The organism is Eubacteriaceae bacterium Marseille-Q4139 (assembly GCA_018223415.1).
Lineage (GTDB): Bacteria > Bacillota > Clostridia > Lachnospirales > Lachnospiraceae > CABSIM01.
In genome coordinates this window covers 92747-116749 of the sequence record JAGTTQ010000001.1, presented here as the reverse complement: position 1 = coordinate 116749, position 24003 = coordinate 92747, and the positions used below count along the sequence as shown (strand labels likewise).

The following is a 24003-nucleotide window of genomic DNA, read 5'->3' as shown; positions in this document are numbered from 1 at the left end:
CATCCATGAAAAAGAAAAGCATGGCGTCAGAAAAATTTCATGCTTTTATGAAAAACAGGCTGGCAGTGGCAGGAGCGGTGCTCCTTATTGTCATGATCCTGATCTCCGCGTTGTCTCCGGTCATTGCACCGTATGGATATGATGAACAGAACTACGAGTCGGCCCGTCAGACGCCTTCCTTGAGCCATTTGGCCGGCACCGATGAACTGGGACGCGATATCTTCTCCAGGATCCTTTACGGCGGGAGAGTGTCTTTGACCATCGGCATTATTTCTGTGGGAATCGGACTCTTTTTTGGCGGTTCCCTGGGGATCCTGGCGGCTTACTACGGCGGCATTGCCGAGACCGTGATCATGCGTATCATAGACATTTTGATGGCAATCCCCAGCATTATTCTTTCGATTTCCATCTGCGCTGCCCTGGGCTCCGGCATTGTCAACACCATGATCGCCGTCGGAATCAGTTCCATCCCTACGTATGCCAGGGTGTTCCGGTCTGCGGTAATCTCGGAAAAATCCAGGGAGTACATCGAGGCCTCCCGGGCAGTCGGCGCAGGAAATATGCGGATTATCCTTCGGCATATCCTGCCAAATTCCCTGGCACCAGTCATTGTCCAGGCCTCTCTGGGAGTCGCCCAGGCAATCACGACGGCAGCCTCTTTAAGCTTCATCGGGCTGGGTATCCAGCCGCCGAACCCGGAATGGGGCGCTCTCCTTTCCGGCGGACGGCAGTATATCCGTGATTATCCTCATATGGTTGTTTATCCGGGAATCGCCATTATGCTGACGGTACTGGCCCTTAATCTGATTGGAGACGGCCTGCGGGATGCGTTGGATCCGCGGCTGAAACGCTAGAAGGAGGAAGCCTATGAATCTGTTGGAGTTAAAGGATCTGACGATCCATTATTTTACGGACGAAGGCGTGGTAAAGGCTGTAAACGGCCTGAATTTGTCGGTGAAAGCGGGAGAAACCGTAGGACTGGTTGGGGAAACCGGAGCAGGAAAGACCACAACAGCTTTGGGCATCATGAATCTGGTGCCGGATCCGCCTGGGAAAATTGTGTCCGGTGAGGTGCTTTATAACGGCGAAGACCTGGCAAAAAAGAGCCAGATTGAGATGCGCGATATCCGCGGCAGGCAGATCTCCATGATTTTTCAGGATCCGATGACGGCATTAAACCCGGTTCTTACGGTGGGAGAGCAGATTGCAGAAGTGATCCGTCTTCACGAGGAGGTGTCGAGGGCGGATGCCTATATAAAAGCGGCTGAGATGCTGGAACTGGTTGGAATCCCGGCGGAACGTCTGGGAGAATATCCCCACCAGTTTTCCGGCGGGATGAAGCAGAGAGTCGTCATTGCGATTGCTCTTGCCTGCCATCCGAAGCTGCTCATCGCGGATGAGCCGACGACGGCGCTGGACGTGACAATCCAGGCACAGGTATTGAATATGATGAACGACCTGAAACAAAATCTGGGCACGTCCATGATTCTTATTACTCATGACCTGGGTGTGGTGGCAGAAACCTGCGACAAGGTGGCGATCATGTACGCCGGAGAGATTGTGGAGTCTGGTTCACTGGAAGACATCTTTCTCCACACAGCCCACCCCTATACGAAAGGCCTGTTTGAGTCGATCCCGAGCCTCAAGAAGGATACGAAGCGGTTAAAACCCATTAAAGGCCTGATGCCGGATCCCCGCAGTCTGCCGGAGGGGTGTTCCTTCTGTCCGCGCTGCCCTTATGCCAGAAAGGAGTGCATTTCCCATGATCCGCAGCCTGTTGAGATTGCAGATGGGCATTTTGTGAAATGTCCCTACTGGCGTGAAGTCCATTTGAATCGGGAGGAACTGTAATATGGCAAATGATCAGGTTCTGCTTCAGGTCAACAACCTGAAAAAATATTTCAAAACGGCTAAAGGACAGCTCCATGCAGTCGATGACATTACATTTTCCCTGGAACGCGGGAAGACGCTGGGCGTCGTAGGGGAATCCGGATGCGGAAAATCCACGCTTGGCAGAACAATTCTGAACCTGCTTCCGGCCACCTCCGGTGAAGTGATTTTTGATGGTGTCCATGTGGAAAATGCGGATAAGAAGCAGATCAGGCGTCTGCGGCAGGAGATGCAGATCATCTTTCAGGATCCCTTTTCTTCGCTGGATCCGCGTCTGTCCGTCAGTGAGATCATTATGGAGCCGTTGGAAATTTACCGCGTATATCCGACCAGGCAGGAACGGCAGAAACGGGTGGAGGAGCTAATGGATACAGTGGGACTGGCCCGCAGGCTTTCCAATGCCTATCCTCATGAGCTGGACGGCGGGCGGAGGCAGCGCATCGGCGTTGCGCGGGCCTTGGCGTTGAATCCGAAATTTATTGTGTGCGATGAGCCGGTGTCGGCCCTGGATGTTTCTATCCAGGCTCAGATCCTGAACCTCATGCAGGATCTTCAGGAACAGCATGGGCTGGCCTACCTGTTTATCACACACGACCTGTCAGTGGTAAAACACATTTCCGACGATATTCTTGTCATGTACCTGGGGAAGCTGGTGGAAAAATGCCAGGCAAAAGAGCTGTTCCGAAATCACCTTCATCCCTACACCAGTGCTCTTTTGTCGGCAATTCCCGTGCCGGAAATCGGTGCGGCTAAAAACAGGGTGCTGCTCCAGGGAGAACTGTCGTCGCCAATCAACCCGAAACCGGGATGCCGGTTTGCAAACAGGTGCGCCTATGCCTGTGAAACCTGCCTTCGGGAGGAACCGGCTTTGCGTGAGCTGGCGCCGGGACATTTTGTGGCGTGCCACCTGGCAGAAGAACGAAAGAAAGAGAGGAAGTGACATCATGAACTCCAAGAAACCAGTGATCCTGATCGCACCGAGCGACCATGTTTTTGATTCAGAATACGAAAGACGCCCGAAATTTGAGCTGTATAAAAACTATGCGAGAGCCATTTATGCGGCTGGCGGTGTACCGGTTATGTGTACAGAGACGGATCTTGCAGAGGAATACGCAGAGCTGTGCGGCGGCGTCATGTTTACGGGCGGAGGCGGAATCCATCCGAGCTGTTATGGCGGAACCTTTAAAGAGCCGTGGCTGATCCCGGGGGCCACCAACATTCCAAGAGACGAAATGGAGTTTGCCCTGTTTCATGCCTTTTGCAGCCGCAAGAAGCCGATCATGGGAATCTGCCATGGTTTCCATCTGATCAATGTTGCCATGGGAGGAAGCCTGATCCTCAATTTTCCAAAGGATGTGGGCGAAGAACATGTAAACGGCTGCGACCATATGGTAAACGCTGAGCCGGGTTCTCTGGTTTATAAACTGTTCGGTGCCCGTTTTCAGGTAAACAGCTACCACCGAAACACCTTGGACCGTCTGGGAGACGGAATTACGGTCACCTCCCGTTCCGATAAAGGGATTATTGAATCCTTTGAGCATGAATCCCTTCCGCTTTTTGGCTATCAGTGGCATCCGGAGCGGGCAAGGGCAGATCAGCAGGTTCCCAATCCCTACCGCGGCCCGGACATGACGCCGGTATTTGAAGATTTTGTCTGCCGCTGCCGGTGAGCTGCGCCGTACATAGGAAAATTTTGAAAACGCCATTCCCAGAAAAATAATTTCACCTCATGAAAAGGACAGAGCTTATCCACCAGGCCCTGTCCTTATTTTTTCCCAAATCCACTTCTTTTGTCATTCCCAGTCCCCATAAATTCATCCTTCTCCCCCACCATCATTTCCACACACTCAGCATGGTTAATCGAAAAATGTTAAAACTATACAAAATTCCCCTCGTTTTTTCCTGCACAATCCTGATTGACATTCCAATCATCCTTTTATATAATTTCATTAAATAAAAATCATTTTTATTAAATGAAAAAAGGAGAAAAATCATGGCTCAAGCATTAGAAGGAATCCGCGTCCTGGACTGCGCCAACGTCATCGCCGGCCCGTACTGCGCCAGCATTCTGTCAGAGTTCGGCGCGGAGGTAATTAAAATTGAAATGCCGGGGAAGGGAGACAATTTCCGCTCCATGGGCCCGTTAAAAGACGGAAAGAGCACGAGATGGCCGTCCATGGGAAGAAATAAGAAGTGCATTACCCTGGATTTCCACTACGAGGAAGGAAGAAAGGTGTTCCTGGAGCTGGTGAAAAAGTCCGACGTCATCATCGAAAACTTCCGCACCGGCACCTTTGCAAAATGGGGACTGGATATGGAGACATTAAAGAAAGCCAACCCCAGGATCATCGTGACCCACGTGACCGGCTACGGGCAGACCGGCCCCAATAAAGAGCTTTCCGGCTTCGGCGGCCCGTTAACCGGCTTTGCCGGCGTTGTTTACACCACCGGTTTCCCGGACCGTCCGCCTGTGAGCCCAAGCTTTTCCCTGGCTGACTATGTGGCCGGCCTCAATGCCGTGATCGGCACCATGCTTGCGCTGTACCACCGGGATATCACGGAGAAAGGCAATGGGCAGGAGGTAGATGTGAGCCTCTACGAGGGACTGTTCCGCATGCAGGACGCCCTGATTGCCGACTACGACATCAACGGCGTTGTGAGAGAACGGGCGGAGCGCCAGCGGGGCGCTTCTGTACCGGGCGGAAAATTCCTCACAAAGGACGGAAAGTGGGTGTTCCTCGCGTCCTCCACGGACAACTCCTTCAAATACCTGGCAAACGCCATGGACAGGCCGGAGCTTTTTGAGAAGTATCCCACCATGCGCGACCGCTTTGAAGCCGCTGAATACATTATGGAGGAGACAAGGAACTGGTTTGCCGGCATCGACTATGAAGAGGCGATGAAACGCTGCCTCGACAACAAAGTGGCCTTAAGCCCCATTTACAGCATCGCCGACATCTGGAAGGATCCTCAGTACAAGGCAAGGCACAACCTGGTGGAATTTGACAGCCCGGATTTCGGAAAAGTCCATATTGCCTCTGTGTGTCCGGTACTCAGCGAGACGCCAGGCAAGATCAAATGGATCGGCCAGCCCATCGGCTCTGCCAACGATGAAATTTACAAAGGGCTTCTGGGAATGGAAGAGGACGAGCTAAACAGCCTAAAAGAGAAAGGGATTATTTAGAACAATCGAACGATATGAGGAGGGGAAAAAATGAGTTACCTGGGATTTCTTGGGATTGCAATGGTAGTTGTTCTGCTTGTACTTTTACTGAGGGGAAAAATGACGCCGGCCATTCCCTTTGCCGTCATTCCGTTACTTTTCGGCATCCTTGCCAGCTTCCAGGCGGATTTTACCATCATGGATATCCCGGCCTTCGCTGCCTCCGGTGTTTCCAAGGTGGCGACCACGGCAATTTTATTCATCGGCACGATCATGTTTTTCAACATCATGGGCGACGCGGGAATGTTTGACCCCATGGTGAACCGGCTGGTACACTTCGCAGACAAGGGCGTCACCAGCATCTTCATGGCGACGGCGGCCATCGCCATGATTACCCACTTAGACGGGGCCGGCACCAGCACCTACCTTCTTACGATCCCCGTCATGATGCCGCTCTATGAAAAATTCAAAATCCGGAAGCTGGATCTGCTTCTTACAACGGCCCTTATGGCAGGCGCCATGAACCTGGTTCCCTGGGGCGGCCCCTTCGTGAGAGTCGGAGCAGTTTTAGAGCAGGATCCCAGCATCTGCTGGTATCAGCTTCTTCCGGCGCAGATTTTCGGCGTGGTTCTCGTTTACGTGATCGCGTTCTTCCTCTCCAAACGGGCCATCCGCTACGGGGCAGGACAGAACATTGAGAGCACGGTTACGGCTAAAGATGCCATTGAAAACGCCGCCGACCAGTCCTTAAAACGCCCCCATCTGGCGGTGTTAAACTGGATTGTTACGATCATCGTCCTTGCACTCCTGTTCATGGGAAAAATCCCGTCCTACCTGTTATTCCTGGTGGGAACGGCCCTTGCACTCTTAATCAATTACCGGACGGTAAAAGAGCAGAATGACCGGCTGAAGGCACACGCCTCCCAGGCCATCGCCATGGTTGTGGTAGTAATTTCCTCCGGGATTTTCCTGGGAATCTTTACGGATACTGGGATGGTGGATGCCATGGTAACGCTGTTAATCGGCATCATTCCGAAAGGCCTGGCTCCCGTCCTCCATATTATCATCGGGCTCTTTGCGGCGCCCCTCGGCATGTTCATCGGCGCTGACCCCTATGCATACGGCATGCTGCCGGTCATCCTCGGCGTCACCAACAGCATCGGCATCGACCCCAATTCCGTGGCCATCGCCGTCGTCATGGGCGAGTGCGCCGGCTGGACCATCAGCCCGGCCGTCTCCACGGTCTACCTTGGAATCGGTCTGATCGAATGCGAGCTGAAGGACTGGCTGCGCTATTCCGTCCCGATTGTATGGGCCTTCACGGTTGCCCTCTTAATCTTTGCAGTCATCACCGGCTGCGTCGTCATCTAAGGAGAGAACGGACATGGAACAAAAACCGACCGTCATTTATATACCGGGAACCTTAATAAGCCCGGAGGTTTTCCGAAAAATCAAAACACCGGAGGGCTTCGGGGAAATCCGCCTTTCCTGGATGGATGCCCCCGGCTCCCACGATGTCCGTGAGGTGGCGAAGGCCCTTGCCGGACGGATCGCAGCGGAGGGGCTTGGGCCGGTGATTTTAGCCGGCCACTCCTCCGGCGGCTCCATCGCCATGCTGACCTACCTGGCGTTGAAGGACAGGACGCGGGTTGGCGGGATGATCCTCTCCAATACCGGCGCCAACAACAACGGCCACAGCAACCAGAAAAGCAGGGAGGAGCTGATCGCCTCCTGGAACTATACGGAGTTGGATCTGTTTGTGCGGAAGTGCTTCAAAAAGCCCCTGGATGCGGACATGTACGAAACGCTCATGGGGTACGGAAAAACCATTTCCGCCGAGGTGCGCGTGGAACCGTTAATGTCCCAGCGGGAGATCGACCTTTCGGGACGCCTTCCTGAGATCACATGCCCAACGGTGATTGCCCATGGGAAACTGGATACCATCCGCACCCTGTCCCACGCAGAAGAGCTTTCTGCGGGAATCCCCCATGCGGAGCTTGTCCTACTGGATGCCGGGCACAGCCCCATGTATGAGGATCCGGACACCTGGCAGGCGGTGCTCAACCGTCTTGCCGCCCAAATAATGAATCCATAAAAATGCCGGCGCCATGTCCTGTCAGAAACACAGGCATGGCGCCGGCATTTTTGCCGGTCACTTATTCAAAGATGTTGGGGTCAAAAGGTATTTTGACCCCGTTGATACCGGATTGCTCCGCACTACGTGCTCCTGCAATCCGCAAAAACATTCATAATCCGCTCATTTTTCTACGAAAAATGGCTGCTTATTCATGTTTTTGCGGGTCCCAAGGTCAAAAATCCTCTTGCAAGCAAGCTTGCATCGGATTTCCGACCTTTTGACCCTGGTATCATTCAAAATACGTCATCATGAACGCCGCAACAATCTTCATTCCCATTTCCAGATCCTTTACGTTCAGCCATTCCTCCCTCGTATGGGCGCCGACACCCATATGGCCGCCGAAGCAGATGGACGGAACGCCGACGGAAAGCGGGATGTTGGAGTCGGTGGAGCTGGCATAGCATCCTACGCGTTTCCCGGTGTAAGCCTCGATAATGTCCAAAGCCTTGTTCTCCAGGGCCCCCTGCTTTTCCGGATCCACATCGCCTGTGCAGGGACGCTCGCCGAGAAGCTCACAGTCCACCTGGACGTGATCCATGTTCCGGTATGCCTCCAGGACAGACAGGAAGAACTTGTTCATATCGGCCAGGCTTTCGCGCACATCGGAGCGGTACTCGAACCGCATTTCCGCATACTGGGCGATGGTGTTGATGGAGGTTCCGCCGGAGATGGTGCCCACGTTATAGGTACTTCTTCCTGCCGTCGGGACTTTGTAGGTGTAAAGCGTATTGATGATGGAAGAGAGCACCTGGATGGCGTTTAAGTTGCCGAACTTCCCGTAGGAGTGGCCGCCCTCGGTGTGGACGCCGACACGGTAGCGCAAGGAGCCGACGGCGCCGTTTGTCAGGCTGTCATAGGAGCCGTCGATGGCGACGAGCTCGGCGATTTTGCCTTCATAGTCCTTCATCACCTGGCGCACGCCCTTTAAGTTTCCAAGGCCTTCCTCGCCGGAGCTTGCCACAAACAGGATGCCCTGCTTCGGAACCATGTTTTTCTCCGTGAAATATTTGGCGAGAAGCATCAGCATTGCCAGGTTCGCCGTATTGTCGCCGACGCCCGGGCAGCGCATGATGTCGCCGTCGTAAATGACGTCAAATGGCTCCGTGTCCGGGAACACCGTATCGCTGTGGACCGTGAATGCCACAAGGTTCTTCTGCTTTTCGCAGTGGAACGGATAAATGACGTTTAAGGCACTGTCGATGTAGGCGTCTTTGCATCCGGCTTCCTCAAACCAGTTTTTGATGAATTCCGCGCGCCGCTCCTCGTGGTTGGACGGAGACGGAATCCGGCAGAGCGTGTCTAAAAGTGCGATGAGATCCTTTTGTCCCTCCTCGACATACGCCTTCAATTCTGCATGTAACAGTTCTTTCATGATTGTAACCCCTCCTGTTTTTTAAATAGTCTGTCCTATTTTCTTTTCTTCGCTGACCGGTTCGCAGGTCAGATCGATTCCAAGCTTTTTAAAGATTTTTAAGTCCACATCCGACAGCATGACCGAGGTATGTACCTGACAGCCGCGAAGCTTCGGGAGCTGATCTAAGGCCTTCTGGGCGTTTTCGTCCGTGGCCGCGCAGATGGAAAGGGCGATTAACACCTCGTCGGTGTGGAGGCGCGGGTTCACGCTCCCGAGATAATTGACTTTTAGCTTCTGGATCGGGGCGATGGACTCCGGTGAAATCAGATCCAGATCATGATCGATGCCGCCCAGCTCCTTCACTGCATTAAGCAGAACGGCAGCAGAAGCGCCCAGAAGCTCTTTTGTCTTTCCGACAACGATTTTTCCATCGGGAAGCTCAAGGGCAGCCGCCGGAGCGCCGATTTCTTCGGAAAGCGCAAGCGCAGGGGAGACCACGTGTCTATCGGCAGGCGTGATCTTTGCCTGCTTCATGAGAAGCTCGATTTTGTATGCCTCGTCCCTGGCGACGCCGTCCTGGGCAATTTTATTGAGCGCCTGATAATAGCGGCGGATGATTTCCTGGCGGGAGGCCTCTCTGCACGCTTCGTCGTCGACGATGCAGAAGCCGGCCATGTTGACGCCCATGTCGGTGGGGGATTTATAAGGACACTCCCCAAAGATCCCCTCGAAGATAGCGCTTAATACGGGGAAAATCTCCACGTCGCGGTTATAGTTGACCGTTGTGACGCCGTAAGCGTCCAGATGGAACGGGTCGATCATGTTGACGTCGTTCAAATCGGCGGTGGCCGCCTCGTAAGCCAGGTTGACCGGGTGCTTTAAAGGCAGGTTCCAGACCGGGAACGTCTCGAATTTGGCATAGCCGGCCTTGATGCCGCGCTTGTTTTCATGGTAGAGCTGGGAGAGGCAGGTGGCCATTTTTCCGCTTCCCGGACCTGGGGCCGTCACGATGACAAGGGGCCTGGACGTCTCGATGTAATCATTTTTCCCGTAGCCCTCGTCGCTGACGATGAGCGGGATGTTGCTCGGATAGCCGTCGATGGTGTAGTGCTTGTAGACGCGGATCCCCATCTGTTCCAGCTTGTTTTTAAACTGAAGAATGGACGGAACCTCGGCGTAATGGCTGATGACGACGCTGCCCACATAGAGGCCGCGGTCGGTGAAGGCTTTGATGAGGCGGAGGACGTCGAGATCATAGGTGATGCCGAGGTCGTACCGGATTTTATTTTTTTCAATGTCAGCAGCGTTGATGGTAATGACGATTTCCGCCTGATCGGCAAGCTGCATCAGCATCCGGAGCTTGCTGTCAGGGGCAAAGCCCGGAAGCACCCTGGATGCATGGAAATCGTCAAAGAGCTTTCCGCCGAACTCCAGATACAGCTTGTCTCCGAACTGGCTGATCCGCTCCCTGATATGGTCGGACTGCATGGCAAGGTATTTGCTGTTGTCGAACCCCTGTTTTATCATATCGTGTTTCCTCCTGTGTCCACGTAAATCATGTTGTCGTCTGGTTGGATGATAAAATTCACACGCTACCATTATCTAACAAAATCGGTCATTTGAACAGAGGTTTTTTAAAAAAATTTCACGGCATCTTAACGCATGGCGGCATGGGCGGGAATGGGCCCTCAGAAAAACCCCTGGTAAAATCAGAGGATTTATGGTAAAATAACCGCACAGCGGGCATGATGCCTGCACATTCCGGTTTCTGCGTCCACCAAAGAAATCCGGGCGCCAAATTCCGCCGAAGGCGCATGGCCGCGCAGCGGACATGGTTAGACTATAAACAAATATGCGTAAAATCAGGCAAAAGAGGAACGGATAAAATGAAAAAATGTATCTTTGCGGCCCTTCTGGCATGTCTCATGGCATTCACGGGCTGCAGCCGGTATGAACCGGCAGAAGAGCCGGCCCCGGAGGAGACGGTGCCTTCTTCGGCATCCCCGGAAGAGGAGACAAGCGGCATCAAAGTGATCGAAAATGCAGGGCCAAATCAAGACAGGACAATATCGCTCCGGATCGTAGATGAAAACAATCCGGCGCTTCCCGGCCGCGTGCCGGAAAAGGTGCGCGGGATTTACATTACCGGCCCGGTTTCCGGAAGCCCCGAGCTGTTTAACAATATTTTGGACAGTGCGGCGACCACGGAGATCAACACGGTCGTCATCGACTTTAAGGACGACGAGGGCCGGATCACCGCCAATATCGACACGCCGACGGTGACGGAGATCGGCGCCTGCCGCGCCTACATGAAGGACGCAGAGTCCTTAATCGCTTCCTTAAAAGAGAGGGGCCTCTATGTGATCGCCCGCGTGGTGGCGTTCCGCGACCCGTATCTTGCGGAGAAAAAGCCGGAATGGAGCCTTCATCTGGCCGACGGGAGCCTTTACCGCGACCGTCAGGGCATGGCCTGGGTGGATCCCTACCGGAAAGAGGTGTGGGATTACCTGATGGAAGTGGGGACGGCCGCAAAGGAGCTGGGCTTCGACGAGGTGCAGTTTGACTATATCCGCTTCTCCACAGAAAGCTCCATGAATAACGTGGTTTTTGACGAGGCCGTGACCCAGGGCCGCTCCAAGACCGACGTCATCACGGAATTTGTAAAATATGCCTACGAAAACCTGGCGTCCCAGGGGCTGTTCGTGTCGGCCGACGTGTTCGGCACCATCATCGGCAGCGAGATCGACGCCAATGCCGTGGGCCAGATCTATACGGAGATGGCAAAGCATCTGGACTATATCTGCCCGATGATTTATCCGTCCCACTACGGCGACGGGAATTTTGGCCTCGAACACCCCGACACGCAACCCTACGATACGATCCTGGCGGCTCTCCAGAAGTCGCGGACGGTTTTGGAGGCAGCGGCCGAGGAGGACGGCCATGTGAGCAATCAGGCCATTGTACGGCCGTGGCTCCAGGATTTTACGGCTACGTGGCTCACACACCATATTGAATACGGCGACAATGAGATTGCCGCCCAGATTCAGGCCGTAAAAGATGCAGGCTATGACGAATGGATGTTATGGAGTGCTGCGAACCGCTATCACTTCGGCGGCGTTGCGGCCAGGGAGTAAAAAAATGAATGAAAAAAGAAATGTGCCGGTGCCGGGAGAATTTTACCGGCACTTTAAAAATAGGATTTATCAGATCGTGACAATCGCCTACCATTCCGAGACGGGAGAGCCCATGGTGGTGTACCAGGCTTTGTACGGCGACTACAAAATCTGGGTGCGTCCCCTCGCCATGTTCATGGAGAAGGTGGACAAAGAAAAGTACCCCGAGGCGCGTCAGGAGTACCGGTTTGAGCCGTTTACCCCGTCAGAGGCAGAATGCGGGGAAGGCACCGGGGCTTCGGACATGGAGGAAGCGGCCACGCCGAACCCGTACCTGATGGAATTCCTCGATGCGCTGGATTCGAAAAATTATGATTGGAAGTTCACCTGCCTTGCCAGGCTTTCCGGCCATGTGACACAAAAAGAGCTGGACGACATCTACATGGTTTTAGATATGCACCCGGCAGGCGGGGAAATCGCGGAGCAGCTTTCGGCCATCCGAAGACATCTCTTGCTGCTCCAGAAATATGATGGAGAGAGACTGCGTTGACGGAACAGGATACCCCTTTTAATATAGAAGAAGAACTGAAAAAACTGCCGGCCTCCCCAGGCGTCTACATCATGCACGATAAGCGCGATGAGATCATTTACGTGGGAAAGGCCATCAGCCTTAAAAACCGTGTGCGCCAGTATTTCCAGAGCAGCCGCAACAAGACGGCGAAAATCGAAAAAATGGTGTCGCGGATCGCCAGATTTGAGTACATCATCACCGATTCGGAGTTGGAAGCCCTGGTTCTCGAGTGCAACCTCATAAAAGAATACCGTCCAAAATACAACACGATGTTAAAGGATGATAAGACCTACCCTTACATCAAGGTGACGGTGGACGAGGACTTCCCGCGGGTACTCTTTTCCAGGACGATGAAAAAGGACAAAAGCCGGTACTTCGGCCCCTACACAAGCGCCGGTGCCGTAAAGGATACCATTGATTTGATCCACAAGCTCTGGAAAATCCGCACCTGCAATCGGAATCTGCCGAAGGACATCGGCAAAGAACGCCCCTGCTTAAACTACCATATCAAACAGTGTTCGGCTCCCTGCCAGGGCTATATCAGCAAAGAAGAATACGGAAACGCCGTGGCGCAGACCCTGGAATTTTTAAACGGCCACTACGGGCCGGTGCTTTCTATGCTGGAAAAAAAGATGCTTGACGCCTCCGAGGAGATGGACTTTGAAAAGGCCATCGAGTACCGGGAGCTGTTAAACAGCGTAAAACAGGTGGCCCAGAAGCAGAAAATCACAAGTCAGAGCATGGAAGACAGGGACATCATCGCCATGGCCAGGGACGATGCCGACGCCGTCGTCCAGGTCTTTTTTGTCCGCGACGGGAAGTTAATCGGAAGAGAGCATTTCCATGTTTCCGCGTCCACGGCCGAGGACGACGGCCAGATCATCGGGAGCTTCGTCAAGCAGTTTTATGCCGGGACGCCGTTCATTCCCAGGGAAGTCTGGGTACAGCAGGAATTTGAGGAGATGGAGTTAGTCTGCCAGTGGCTCACGAGGTGCCGCGGCCAGAACGTGAAATTCGTCGTGCCGAAAAAAGGCCAGAAAGAGCGGCTTGTGGAGCTGGCGGCAAAAAATGCGCTCTTAGTGCTGTCCCAGGATAAAGAAAAAATCAAGCGCGAGGAGCTTCGTACCATCGGCGCCATGAACCAGATCGGGGAGTGGCTGGGACTCGGGCATCTCCGCCGGGTGGAGGCCTTCGATATCTCCAATATAAACGGCTTCGAGTCCGTGGGCTCCATGGTAGTCTACGAGGACGGGCGGCCTAAGCGGAATGATTACAGGAAATTCCGGATTAAAACCGTCAAAGGCCCCAATGACTACGCTTCCATGGAAGAAGTGCTCACGAGACGGTTCGAGCATGGCCTTACAGAGCGGCAGGCCATGGCGGAGGAAGGCGGCGACGCCGATTTCGGAAGCTTTACCAGGTTCCCCGACCTCATCATGATGGACGGCGGCCGCGGCCAGGTAAACATCGCCTTAAAGGTTCTTTCGGAGTTAAAGCTTTCGATCCCGGTCTGCGGCATGGTAAAGGACGATAACCACAGGACGAGGGGGCTGTACTATCAGAATGTGGAGATCCCCATCGACCGTTACAGTGAAGGCTTTAAGCTCATCACGCGGATCCAGGACGAGGCCCACCGCTTCGCCATCGAATACCACAGAAGTTTAAGGAGCAAAGGGCAGGTGCATTCGATCTTGGATGACATCGAGGGCATCGGCCCGGCAAGGCGCAAGGCGCTTATGCGGCGGTTCAAATCACCGGAGGCCGTCCGGGACGCAAGCCTTGAGGAGCTCGCATCCACCGAAGGGATGAACCGGAAGGCAGCCGAGAACGTGTACCGGTTTTTCCATGAAACCCGTGACAACGAGAGCAATGTATGTTAGGATGAATGAAAACGCAGGAGAGGGAATAAAAGTATGTATGGAGTTACGATAACGGAACTGATTAACAAGATGGGCCTTAAGAACCTGACTCCGGAGCTGGACACCGATAAAATCGTGGTGGCTCACCCGGAGGTGAACCGGCCGGCCCTCCAGCTCACCGGCTTTTACAGCCATTTTGACAACGAGCGCGTCCAGATGCTTGGAAATGTGGAGATCGCCTATCTCCAGAGCCTTCCCATCGAGCGCAGGAAGGCCATGTATGACAAGCTGATTTCCAGCAAAATCCCGTGCATCCTGTTCTGCCGGAATCTGATGCCGGAGGAGTGGGTGACGGAGCTCTGCAATCACTACGGCGTGGCCTGCCTCGTTTCGGAAAAGACCACATCCGACGTGATGGCGGAGGTAATCCGCTGGATGAAGGTAAAGCTTGCGCCCTGCATCAGCATCCACGGCGTCCTTGTGGACGTATTCGGCGAAGGCGTTTTAATTACCGGTGAGAGCGGCATCGGTAAGAGCGAGGCTGCTCTGGAGCTCATTAAGCGCGGCCACCGTCTCGTAAGCGACGACGTGGTGGAGATCCGCAAGGTCAGCGACGAGACCTTAATCGGCTCTGCGCCGGACATCACGAGATATTTCATCGAGCTTCGCGGCATCGGAATCATCGACGTAAAGACCTTATTCGGCGTCGAGAGCGTAAAGAACACCCAGTCCATTGACATGGTGATCCAGCTTGAGGAGTGGGATAAGGACAGAGAATACGACCGCCTAGGAATGGAAGACCAGTACACGGAATATCTGGGAAACCGCGTCGTCTGCCATAAGATCCCGATCCGCCCGGGCCGCAACCTGGCCATCATCGTGGAGTCCGCCGCCGTCAACTACCGCCAGAAGAAGATGGGCTACAACGCGGCCAAGGAGCTCTACAACCGGGTACAGGCCAACATGGCAAAAAGAGATTAGGAGAACTGCTCCATGGAAGTTAAGATCAGGGAATCAATGAAGCGCCATACGACGTTTCGTGCCGGCGGTGAGGCGGAATGGTTCCTTCTGCCGGAGACGGCAGAGGAGCTGGCAGCCGTCTTAAGAGCCATAAAAAAGGCCGGAGCGGCCTGGTATATGATAGGAAACGGGAGCAATCTCCTTGTGAGCGACAAGGGCTTCCCGGGAGCCGTGATCTCCATGGAACGGTTCCGGAACCTTTCTGTTTCCGAAAATACGATCCGCGCCGGAGCCGGCGTTTTGCTTTCAAAGCTTGCGGGAGAGGCTTTAAAGGCCGGCCTTTCCGGCCTGGAATTTGCGGCCGGGATTCCCGGGAGCCTGGGCGGAGCCGTCGTTATGAATGCCGGTGCCTACGGCTCGGAGATGAAGGACGTGCTAAAGTCGGTTTCGGTGCTGTCGCAGGAAGGGGAGATTTTGGAGCTTCCCTGCGAGGAGCTCTGTCTGGGTTACCGGAAAAGCTGCATCGGAGAGAAGGGCTTTACCGTCCTCGAGGCAGAAGTTTCCCTGGAAAAAGGGGAGCCGGAGACAATCCGCGCCAGGATGGAGGAGCTTGCGAAACAAAGGCGGGAGAAACAGCCCTTGGAGTTTCCAAGCGCCGGAAGCACCTTTAAACGGCCGGAGGGGAATTTTGCAGGAAAACTCATTGAAGAAGCCGGCTTAAAAGGCTTTTCCATCGGAGGCGCAGCCGTTTCCGAAAAGCACGCCGGTTTCGTCATCAACAAAGGCGGGGCGGCTGCGGCCGATATTTACCGGCTTTGCAGAGAGGTCAGGAGACGTGTTTATGAGAACTCCGGAGTCCTTCTGGAGTTGGAGATCAGGCTGTTAGGGGAATTTGAGGAGTAAGGACGCAGGAGGAATGGCAAGGTGAGGCTGGTGATTGTGACAGGCATGTCCGGGGCGGGAAAGACTACGGCGCTTAAAATCCTGGAGGATCTGGGATTTTACTGCGTGGATAACCTGCCGGTGCCGCTGGTGGAAAAATTTGCCGAGCTTACGAGGGACAATCCGGGCGGCAGACAGGACGCAGCCCTGGGAATCGACATCCGCAGCGGCGAGGAGCTGCCGCTTTTAAAGGACGTGATCCGGAAATGGCGGGAGACAGGACAGCCGTTTACGATCCTGTTTCTCGATTCCGGCGACAGTGTCCTCATTAAACGGTACAAGGAGACGAGACGAAGCCATCCGCTTTCGGGAGTCGGAAGGCTGGAGCGGGGCATTGCCCTGGAGCGGGAAAAGCTCTCGTTTTTAAAGGAAGAGGCCGACTATATCCTGGATACCAGCCGGCTTCTCTGGAAAGACCTGAGACAGGAGTTGGAAAAAATCGTCTGCGGCGACGGGATTTTCCAGAACCTCTATGTGACAGTTTTAAGCTTCGGCTTTAAGCATGGGATCCCGGCTGACGCCGACCTGGTTTTCGATGTGCGGTTTTTGCCGAACCCCCATTATATCGAGGAGCTGCGGCCCCACACGGGAAATGACCGGGATGTCCAGGAATATGTGATGCAGGGCGGCACGGCCGGCCAGTTCCTTGATAAGCTGGAAGACATGCTGGACTTCCTGCTTCCGAAGTACATTCTTGAAGGCAAGACACAGCTTGTGATTGCCATCGGCTGTACGGGCGGGCGGCACCGCTCCGTCACCATCGCCAATGCCCTTGCGGGCCGCCTGTCCGCCGCCGGTCATTTTGGCGTGCGGTTAGAGCACAGGGACGCATTCCGGGACGGAGGGAGATAACATGTCTTTTTCTTCCAAAATTAAAGACGAGCTTTCCAGGCAACTAAGCCCGGCCAGACACTGCCAGATTGCGGAAATCGCCGCAATTTTGAGCCTATGCGGCCGGATCCAGATTTCCGGGGACGAGCGTTACAGCATTAAGATCCACACGGAAAACGTGACGGTTGCAAGAAAATGCTTTACATTATTGAAAAAAACATTTAATATAAATACGGATATTTCCATCCGGAAAAACGCCCACCTCGGCAAAAACCGGATCTATTCGGTCTGCGTAAAGGAACACGAGGATGCGCTCCGGGTCTTAAAAGCCACAAAACTTCTGGCCGACGACGGGGAAATCAGGGAAAACCTGTCCGTAGTCGGCAATGTGGTGGTGCAGAATCCCTGCTGCCGGCGGGCTTTTCTGCGGGGGGCATTTTTAGCGTCCGGTTCGGTCAGCGATCCGGAAAAGTTTTACCATCTTGAGATTGTCTGTACCGCCGAGCCAAAGGCAAGACAGCTTCAGTCCATTATGGCAACATTTGACATGGATGCCCGCATCGTCATTCGGAAACGATATTTTGTGGTATATATCAAAGAGGGGAACCAGATCGCAGACATGTTAAACGTGATGGAGGCGCCCCTTGCCCTAATGGAATTTGAGAATATCCGGATTCTGAAGGAAATGAGAGGGAATGTGAACCGTCAGGTAAACTGCGAGACGGCAAACATCAACAAAACGGTATCGGCTGCTATGAAGCAGATAGATGATATACAATATATCAGGGATACAATCGGCTTTGAAGGCCTGCCAGCCGGCTTGGAGGAGATTGCCAGAGCCAGGCTTGAAAAGCCGGAAGCGACGCTGAAAGAACTTGGTGAGGAGCTGGAACCTCCCGTTGGGAAGTCCGGGGTCAATCACCGACTTCGCAAGCTTTCTGACCTGGCCGAAAGGCTCAGGGAAGAGCGGGCGGAGAATTAAATGGATGCTAGAGCCATTTAGATGCAGTTGAGGAGGATTATTATGACGAAGCGAACCGTAACAATCGAATTGGCTTCCGGGCTGGAGGCAAGACCTATTGCCATGCTGGTGCAGCTTGCCAGCAGCTATGAAAGCAAAATTTATGTTCAGAGCGACAGCAGGAAGGTGAACGCGAAGAGCATCATGGGGATGATGACTCTGGAACTTCCGGTCGGCGAGCAGGTGATTGTCATGGCTGAAGGAGAAGACGAAGAAAAAGCAGTGAGCGATATTGAGAAATATCTGAGCAATAACTGATGATGAGCCATGGGGCTGCTGCCAGGGGAAGGCGGCAGCTCTTTTGCATTGTAAGATAGAAAAACGGAGGAAAAGATGGCATTTACACATTTGCACGTCCATACGGAATACAGCCTTTTGGACGGCTCCAGCAAAATCGGGGAGCTGGTGGCAAGGGCGAAGGAACTGGGCATGGACAGCATGGCCATTACGGACCACGGAGCCATGTACGGCGTCATTGATTTCTACCGTGCGGCCAGGGAGGCAGGCATCAAGCCGATCATCGGCTGCGAGGTCTACGTGTCGCCGGGCTCCCGGTTCGACAGGGAGACTGTCCACGGCGAGGACCGCTACTACCATCTGGTGCTTCTTGCCGAAAACAACCTGGGGTACCAGAACCTGATGAAAATTGTCTCCAAAGGCTTTGTGGACGGCTTTTACTATAAGCCGCGGGTGGACATGGAGGTCCTTCGGGAATACCACGAGGGAATCATCGCCTTAAGCGCCTGCCTGGCCGGCGAGGTGCCGCGGTTCCTGGCAAGAGGGCTTTATGAGGAGGCAAAGGAGGCGGCAAAGCGCCATCTTGAGGTCTTTGGCGAAGGCAACTATTTCCTGGAGATGCAGGATCACGGGATCCCGCTCCAGCGCCAGGTGAACCAGGGAATCCTGCGGCTGAGCAATGAGCTTGGAATCCCCATGGTTGTCACCAACGACTGCCACTATATTTACGCAGAGGACTGGGAGGCCCACGACATCCTTCTCTGCATCCAGACGGGGAAAAAGGTCTCCGATGAGAACCGGATGCGATACGAGGGCGGCCAGTATTTCGTAAAATCCGAGGAGGAGATGGCAGAGCTGTTCCCATACGCCAGGGAGGCCATGGAGAATACCCATAAAATCGCCGAGCGGTGCAATGTGGAGATCGAGTTCGGCGTCACAAAGCTCCCGCGCTACGACGTGCCGGAGGGGTACGACGCCTGGGGCTATTTAAACCATCTCTGCGAGACCGGTTTTGCAAAGCGGTACCCGGACGGCGGAAAAGACTTAAGGGAGCGGCTTTCCTACGAGCTCGGCGTCATTAAGAGCATGGGCTATGTGGACTATTTCTTAATCGTATGGGATTTCATCAATTTCGCCAGGTCAAACGGCATCGCCGTCGGCCCGGGACGCGGTTCGGCGGCCGGAAGCATCGTGGCCTACTGTCTCCAGATCACCGACATCGACCCGATCAAATATCAGCTCCTTTTCGAGCGGTTTTTAAACCCGGAGCGCGTGTCGATGCCGGATATCGACGTGGATTTCTGCTACGAGAGACGCCAGGAAGTCATTGACTACGTGGTGAGAAAGTACGGGAAAGACCAGGTGGCCCAGATTGTGACCTTCGGTACCCTGGCGGCCAAGGGCGTGATCCGCGACGTGGGCCGCGTCATGGACCTGCCGTACAGCCTCTGCGACCAGGTGGCGAAGATGGTGCCGGCGGAGCTCAACATGACGCTGGATCTGGCCCTGGAGAAGAACCCGGAGCTAAAGGCCTTCTATAATACGGATGAACAGGTGAAAAAGCTCATCGACATGTCCAAACGCCTGGAGGGCCTTCCGAGGCACACCTCCATGCATGCGGCCGGCGTCGTCATCAGCCGGACGGCCATGGATGAATATGTGCCCCTTTCCAGGGCATCGGACGGAACTATTACGACCCAGTTCACGATGACGACCCTGGAGGAGCTGGGCCTTTTAAAGATGGACTTTCTGGGCCTTCGGACGCTGACTGTGATCCAGGACGCCGTGAACATGATCGAAAAAGACCACGGCCTCCGGCTGGATCTGGATGCCATCGACTATGAGGATCCGAAGGTCATGGAAGCCCTGGGAACCGGCAGGAACGAGGGCGTGTTCCAGTTGGAAAGCGGCGGCTTCAAAACCTTCATGAAGGAGCTGAAGCCGAAAAAGCTGGAGGATATCGTGGCCGGAATTTCCCTTTACCGGCCGGGCCCCATGGACTTTATCCCAAAATACCTGAAAGGAAAGAATGACCAGGCGGCCATCACCTATTCCTGCCCGCAGCTGGAGCCGATCTTAAGCCCCACCTACGGCTGTATCGTCTATCAGGAGCAGGTCATGCAGATCGTCCGCGACCTGGCCGGATACACGCTCGGAAGAAGCGACCTGGTGCGCCGCGCCATGTCCAAGAAAAAGGCGTCGGTCATGGAAAAGGAGCGGAAGAATTTCGTCTACGGGAACCCGGAGGAAGGCGTCAAGGGCTGCATTGCCAACGGCATCAGCGAAAAGACGGCGAACCAGATCTATGACGACATGATTGACTTTGCAAAGTATGCCTTCAATAAATCCCATGCGGCTGCCTATGCTGTTGTGGCATATCAGACGGCATATTTGAAATACTATTACCCGGAGGAATTCATGGCGGCGCTCATGACGTCGGTCATGGACAACGTGACGAAGGTTTCCGAGTACATCCTGGCCTGCCGGAGCATGGGGATTTCCATCCTGCCGCCGGATATCAACGAAGGAGTCAGCGGCTTTTCCGTATCGGGAAAGGACATCCGCTATGGACTTTCGGCCATCAAGAGCGTCGGCCGTACCGTGGTGGAGGCCATCATCGCCGAGCGGGAGGCAGGCGGCCCGTTTTCGTCCATCGACGATTTCGTCACCAGGATGTCCAACAAGGAGGTCAACAAGCGGACCCTTGAGAGCTTCATAAAATCCGGCGCCTTAGACAGCCTGCCGGGAACGAGGAAGCAGAAGCTTTATGTATCGGCGGAGCTTTTGGAGCAGAAGAGCAAGGACAAAAAATCGGCCATGGAGGGCCAGATGAGCTTTTTCGACTTCGTGGACGAGGGCGAAAAGGAGAACTTCCAGATCACCTTCCCAAATGTGGGTGAATTTGACAAGGAGACGCTTTTGGCCTTTGAAAAAGACACCCTGGGGATCTACATCAGCGGTCATCCCATGGAGGAATACCAGGAAATCTGGCAGAAGAACGTGACGGCAAAGACGTCGGACTTCATTGTGGACGAGGACGGCGAAACGGCGGCGGAAGACGGCTCCATCGTCGTCATCGGCGGTATGATTACGTCGAAGAAGGTCAAGACGACGAAGACGAACCAGCTCATGGCCTTTGTCACGCTGGAGGACATGGTGGGAACCGTCGAATGCCTGATTTTCCCGAAAATATATGAAAAGAGCAAGGCCTTTTTAAACGAGGACGCCAAGGTTTTCTTAAGGGGGCGCGTATCCATCGGCGACGACCCGGTGGGAAAGCTGGTCTGCGAGGAGGCCGTGCCGTTTTCCGATATCCCCAACGAGCTCTGGCTCCAGTTTAGAAACCAGGGCCATTATAAGGAGACCGTGGACGCTGTCATGGCCGTGCTGCGGGAATCCGAGGGGAAAGACCGGGTTGTCATGTACTTAAGAGAGGAGAAGGCCATCCGGCGCATGTCGGAAAACTGGGCCGTCCGCGCCGACGCTTCCTTAAGGGAGGCGCTTTCCGGCATCCTCGGTGCGGAAAATGTGAAGGTGGTTCAAAAAAGCCTGGAAGCAGGCGGCAGACGGAGAGGCGCTGCGAGAGCATAAGGCCGGGACGCAGGCGCGATGGAAAATGTAGCTGTTTAAACCGCGCGCCCCGGCGTTATGCGAGCCAGGGCGCATGCCTGACAGAAGGAGAACAGATATGAACTGTGCAGACAGGGAATACCGGGAAAGAATGCAGATTGCACTCCGGGCTGCGGAAATCTGTATTTTTGAGGTTGATCTTACCGAACAGAGATATACGTTTTTTGAAAACTCCGAGTGTATTTTTCATAAAAGCGGGGAACAGATTTTAAGGGAAATCGAGTGCTACGCCTCGCTGCCGCAGGAAGAATACCAGAAAGGCGTTACGGAATATTTTTCCCACCCCGGCGACAAGGCCGTAGTCGATAAAGCCTTTGAGGCAATCGGAAACGGGCACAGCTACACCTATGAGGCCAGGATGAAGGCGGGAGACCAGGAGTACACCTGGTGCCGGCTCAACGTGGCGCCGGTGATGGAAAACGATGTTCCGGTGAAAATGGTGGGGATTATCTCCAATATCCAGCTCACAAGGGAGAAGATGGACAGCCTGAAGACGGCCGTCTATCAGGATCCCTATACGAAGCTGCTGACAAAAACGAGGCTTAAGGAGCTTACGGATCTGGTTTTGGGCGAGAAGCCGTTTGCGCCGTGCGTCATGCTGGCCATCGACCTGGATCATTTTAAGTCCGTCAACGACACCTACGGTCACACCACCGGCGACGAAGTGCTGTTTTCGGTGGCCGCCCATTTAAAAAGCTTGTTCCGGAAGACGGACATCGTTTCCAGGTTCGGCGGCGATGAGTTTGCCGTTTTGATGGTGGACTGCGAACTGGAGGCGGCGGAGAAGAAGGTACGGCAGTTCCTTTCGGAAAAAGACAATGCCTACGGCGTCACGAAGAGCGTAGGCATTGCGGCCAGAAAATCTGAGGATATGGATTTCGAGTCCCTGTTCCGGAAGGCCGACAAGGCGCTTTATCTGGCAAAGAGGACGAGAAACACGTACCATATTTTTGAGTAGAGACTAAATGGAGAGGCCGTCGATCTTCTGGAATTCGACGGTGTATCCGTTGGGATCCTCGAGGAAAAAGGAATAGACAGGGAAACTGGGATGTTTGGCAGGCGCTGTCCTGACGGGATATCCCAGTTTTTTTATGCGGGCATATTCCGCATCGACGGCCTCGCGGCTTTCACAGTTAAAGGAGATGCAGATGCGGCCTTCAGCCAGAATGCCGTCCCCGTAGTCCACGAAGCCGATGTTTCCTTTCGGGGAGGCGAACACACACTGGCGTTCTTCGTCCATGACGGCCGTCAGGCCGATGATTTCCGTATAAAAGCGGACGGTTTCCGAAAGGCTTTTTGCCGGGTAAAAGGAAAGAGTGGATGTAATCATAAAAGAACCTCCTATGCTGGTTTATTCGCCGTCGGACAGCCTGCGGTAATGCTTGTAGTGCCAGTTGATCTCAGCTCCGAGAAACAGGATGCAGATGCAGAAGTAGAGCCAGAGCATCAAAAGGACGAGGGCCGTCAGGCTTCCGTACATGTTGGCGTAGCTGCTGAAATATTTAAAATAGATGGAAAAAGCGAAGGAAAACAGCGTCCAGGCGGCAGCGGCGAAGGCAGCCCCCGGGAACTGGTACCGGAACCTCTGCTTTTTAAAGGGCAGGAACGTATAAATGCCTACGAAAAAAAACACGAGCATGAACAGGGAGAACACGGCCCGCCCCTGGGAAATCAGGACGGAAAAGCGGTTTAAGAACGGGAAGACCTCGAGAAGATGCCTCTGGAGCGTCTCGCCGAACACAAGAAGCAGGAGGCTGATGACGCAGACGAGGCTGAAAACCACGGTGTAGCCGCTGCATATGAGCCGCCTTAAAATATAGTTTCTCTGCACCTCCACGTCGTAGACCCGGTTTAGGCCCCGCTCGATGCTAAGCATCCCGCGGGAAGACGACCAGAGGGCCGCCACGGCCGTGGCCGAGAGGATCGCCACCGGGGAGTCCGAGTAGAGGGTGTCCACGAGGGTGATGACAAAGGAATCCAGGGTGTCCGGCACAAGCTCCGTGAGGACGAGGAACAAGTCGGACTTCTGGATGAAGGGAACGAGCTGGATCAGGGACAGAAGAAGCATCATAAAGGGAAATGCGGCCAGGATGATGAAAAACGAAGCCTGGGCGGCATATACGGACATTTCGTCCCTGGAGAATTTATCAAATATCTGTTTTCCATAGAGTAGGATACGGATCATCAGAAACCTGCCTTTCTGGAATTTCCCGTTTGGGGCGGGGTATTTGGCAATATGATGATACCATGCACAGGGGAAAATAACAAGACGGAAAACCCTCGAATCCTGTCGTA

The 24003-nt window shown here is 54.1% G+C and carries 21 protein-coding genes; 17 read left to right on the top strand and 4 right to left on the bottom strand.

The window, feature by feature from the left end; translation table 11 throughout:
- Positions 1-5 precede the first annotated feature (5 nt).
- From KE531_00605 to KE531_00575, 7 genes are all read left to right on the top strand, one after another.
- Entirely contained in the window at positions 6-854 is an 849-nt protein-coding gene (locus KE531_00605; protein ID MBR9952134.1) for an ABC transporter permease, read from the top strand.
- Between the two features lie 13 nt (positions 855-867).
- Complete coding sequence (locus KE531_00600) at positions 868-1851, top strand: ABC transporter ATP-binding protein (GenBank protein ID MBR9952133.1); 984 nt, start codon at positions 868-870, stop codon at positions 1849-1851.
- 1 nt (position 1852) lies between these two features.
- On the top strand, positions 1853-2830 hold the full coding sequence (locus KE531_00595; protein MBR9952132.1) for an ATP-binding cassette domain-containing protein: 978 nt from the start codon (positions 1853-1855) through the stop codon (positions 2828-2830).
- Between the two features lie 4 nt (positions 2831-2834).
- Positions 2835-3560, top strand: a complete 726-nt coding sequence (locus KE531_00590) for a gamma-glutamyl-gamma-aminobutyrate hydrolase family protein (GenBank protein ID MBR9952131.1) — start codon at positions 2835-2837, stop codon at positions 3558-3560.
- A gap of 323 nt (positions 3561-3883) precedes the next feature.
- Positions 3884-5074 carry a CoA transferase gene (locus KE531_00585; protein ID MBR9952130.1) on the top strand — a complete coding sequence of 397 codons (1191 nt, stop codon included), beginning with the start codon at positions 3884-3886 and terminating at the stop codon, positions 5072-5074.
- Positions 5075-5104: 30 nt separating this feature from the next.
- Positions 5105-6424: a citrate:proton symporter gene (locus tag KE531_00580; protein ID MBR9952129.1), complete on the top strand. Its 1320-nt coding sequence runs from the start codon at positions 5105-5107 to the stop codon at positions 6422-6424.
- Positions 6425-6437: 13 nt separating this feature from the next.
- A complete protein-coding gene (locus KE531_00575) occupies positions 6438-7148 on the top strand; it encodes an alpha/beta hydrolase (protein ID MBR9952128.1) in 711 nt (236 codons plus the stop codon).
- 271 nt (positions 7149-7419) lie between these two features.
- On the opposite strand, the gene KE531_00570 is transcribed toward KE531_00575, so the two are convergent.
- Both KE531_00570 and KE531_00565 read right to left on the bottom strand, forming a co-directional pair.
- Positions 7420-8562, bottom strand: a complete 1143-nt coding sequence (locus KE531_00570; protein ID MBR9952127.1) for a M20/M25/M40 family metallo-hydrolase — start codon at positions 8560-8562, stop codon at positions 7420-7422.
- Between the two features lie 21 nt (positions 8563-8583).
- Complete coding sequence (locus KE531_00565) at positions 8584-10068, bottom strand: DUF1846 domain-containing protein (GenBank protein MBR9952126.1); 1485 nt, start codon at positions 10066-10068, stop codon at positions 8584-8586.
- A 362-nt stretch (positions 10069-10430) separates the two neighbouring features.
- Between KE531_00565 and KE531_00560 the strand changes: the two genes are divergently transcribed.
- The 10 genes from KE531_00560 to KE531_00515 all read left to right on the top strand — a co-directional run bounded on the left by KE531_00560 (position 10431) and on the right by KE531_00515 (position 22666).
- On the top strand, positions 10431-11678 hold the full coding sequence (locus tag KE531_00560) for a putative glycoside hydrolase (protein MBR9952125.1): 1248 nt from the start codon (positions 10431-10433) through the stop codon (positions 11676-11678).
- A gap of 4 nt (positions 11679-11682) precedes the next feature.
- Complete coding sequence (locus KE531_00555; GenBank protein ID MBR9952124.1) at positions 11683-12207, top strand: DUF1653 domain-containing protein; 525 nt, start codon at positions 11683-11685, stop codon at positions 12205-12207.
- The gene (gene uvrC, locus KE531_00550; GenBank protein MBR9952123.1) at positions 12204-14108 is read left to right on the top strand and encodes an excinuclease ABC subunit UvrC; all 1905 of its coding nucleotides are present in this window, start codon (positions 12204-12206) and stop codon (positions 14106-14108) included. The genes KE531_00555 and uvrC overlap by 4 nt, the downstream gene beginning before the upstream one ends.
- A 33-nt stretch (positions 14109-14141) precedes the next feature.
- Positions 14142-15068 carry an HPr(Ser) kinase/phosphatase gene (hprK, locus tag KE531_00545; GenBank protein MBR9952122.1) on the top strand — a complete coding sequence of 309 codons (927 nt, stop codon included), beginning with the start codon at positions 14142-14144 and terminating at the stop codon, positions 15066-15068.
- 12 nt (positions 15069-15080) lie between these two features.
- Positions 15081-15950 (top strand): UDP-N-acetylmuramate dehydrogenase, encoded by an 870-nt coding sequence (gene murB, locus KE531_00540; GenBank protein ID MBR9952121.1) that lies wholly within the window; start codon positions 15081-15083, stop codon positions 15948-15950.
- A gap of 21 nt (positions 15951-15971) precedes the next feature.
- Positions 15972-16841: an RNase adapter RapZ gene (rapZ, locus tag KE531_00535; GenBank protein MBR9952120.1), complete on the top strand. Its 870-nt coding sequence runs from the start codon at positions 15972-15974 to the stop codon at positions 16839-16841.
- Position 16842: 1 nt separating this feature from the next.
- On the top strand, positions 16843-17802 hold the full coding sequence (whiA, locus tag KE531_00530) for a DNA-binding protein WhiA (GenBank protein ID MBR9952119.1): 960 nt from the start codon (positions 16843-16845) through the stop codon (positions 17800-17802).
- Between the two features lie 42 nt (positions 17803-17844).
- Positions 17845-18099, top strand: a complete 255-nt coding sequence (locus tag KE531_00525) for an HPr family phosphocarrier protein (GenBank protein ID MBR9952118.1) — start codon at positions 17845-17847, stop codon at positions 18097-18099.
- A gap of 75 nt (positions 18100-18174) precedes the next feature.
- Positions 18175-21669, top strand: coding sequence for a DNA polymerase III subunit alpha (locus KE531_00520; protein ID MBR9952117.1), 3495 nt, complete (start codon positions 18175-18177; stop codon positions 21667-21669).
- 97 nt (positions 21670-21766) lie between these two features.
- On the top strand, positions 21767-22666 hold the full coding sequence (locus KE531_00515; protein MBR9952116.1) for a sensor domain-containing diguanylate cyclase: 900 nt from the start codon (positions 21767-21769) through the stop codon (positions 22664-22666).
- Positions 22667-22669: 3 nt separating this feature from the next.
- Here KE531_00515 and KE531_00510 read toward each other — a convergent pair whose 3' ends face one another.
- Both KE531_00510 and KE531_00505 read right to left on the bottom strand, forming a co-directional pair.
- On the bottom strand, positions 22670-23038 hold the full coding sequence (locus KE531_00510) for a VOC family protein (GenBank protein MBR9952115.1): 369 nt from the start codon (positions 23036-23038) through the stop codon (positions 22670-22672).
- A gap of 21 nt (positions 23039-23059) precedes the next feature.
- The gene (locus KE531_00505; GenBank protein ID MBR9952114.1) at positions 23060-23893 is read right to left on the bottom strand and encodes a YihY/virulence factor BrkB family protein; all 834 of its coding nucleotides are present in this window, start codon (positions 23891-23893) and stop codon (positions 23060-23062) included.
- Positions 23894-24003: the final 110 nt, after the last annotated feature.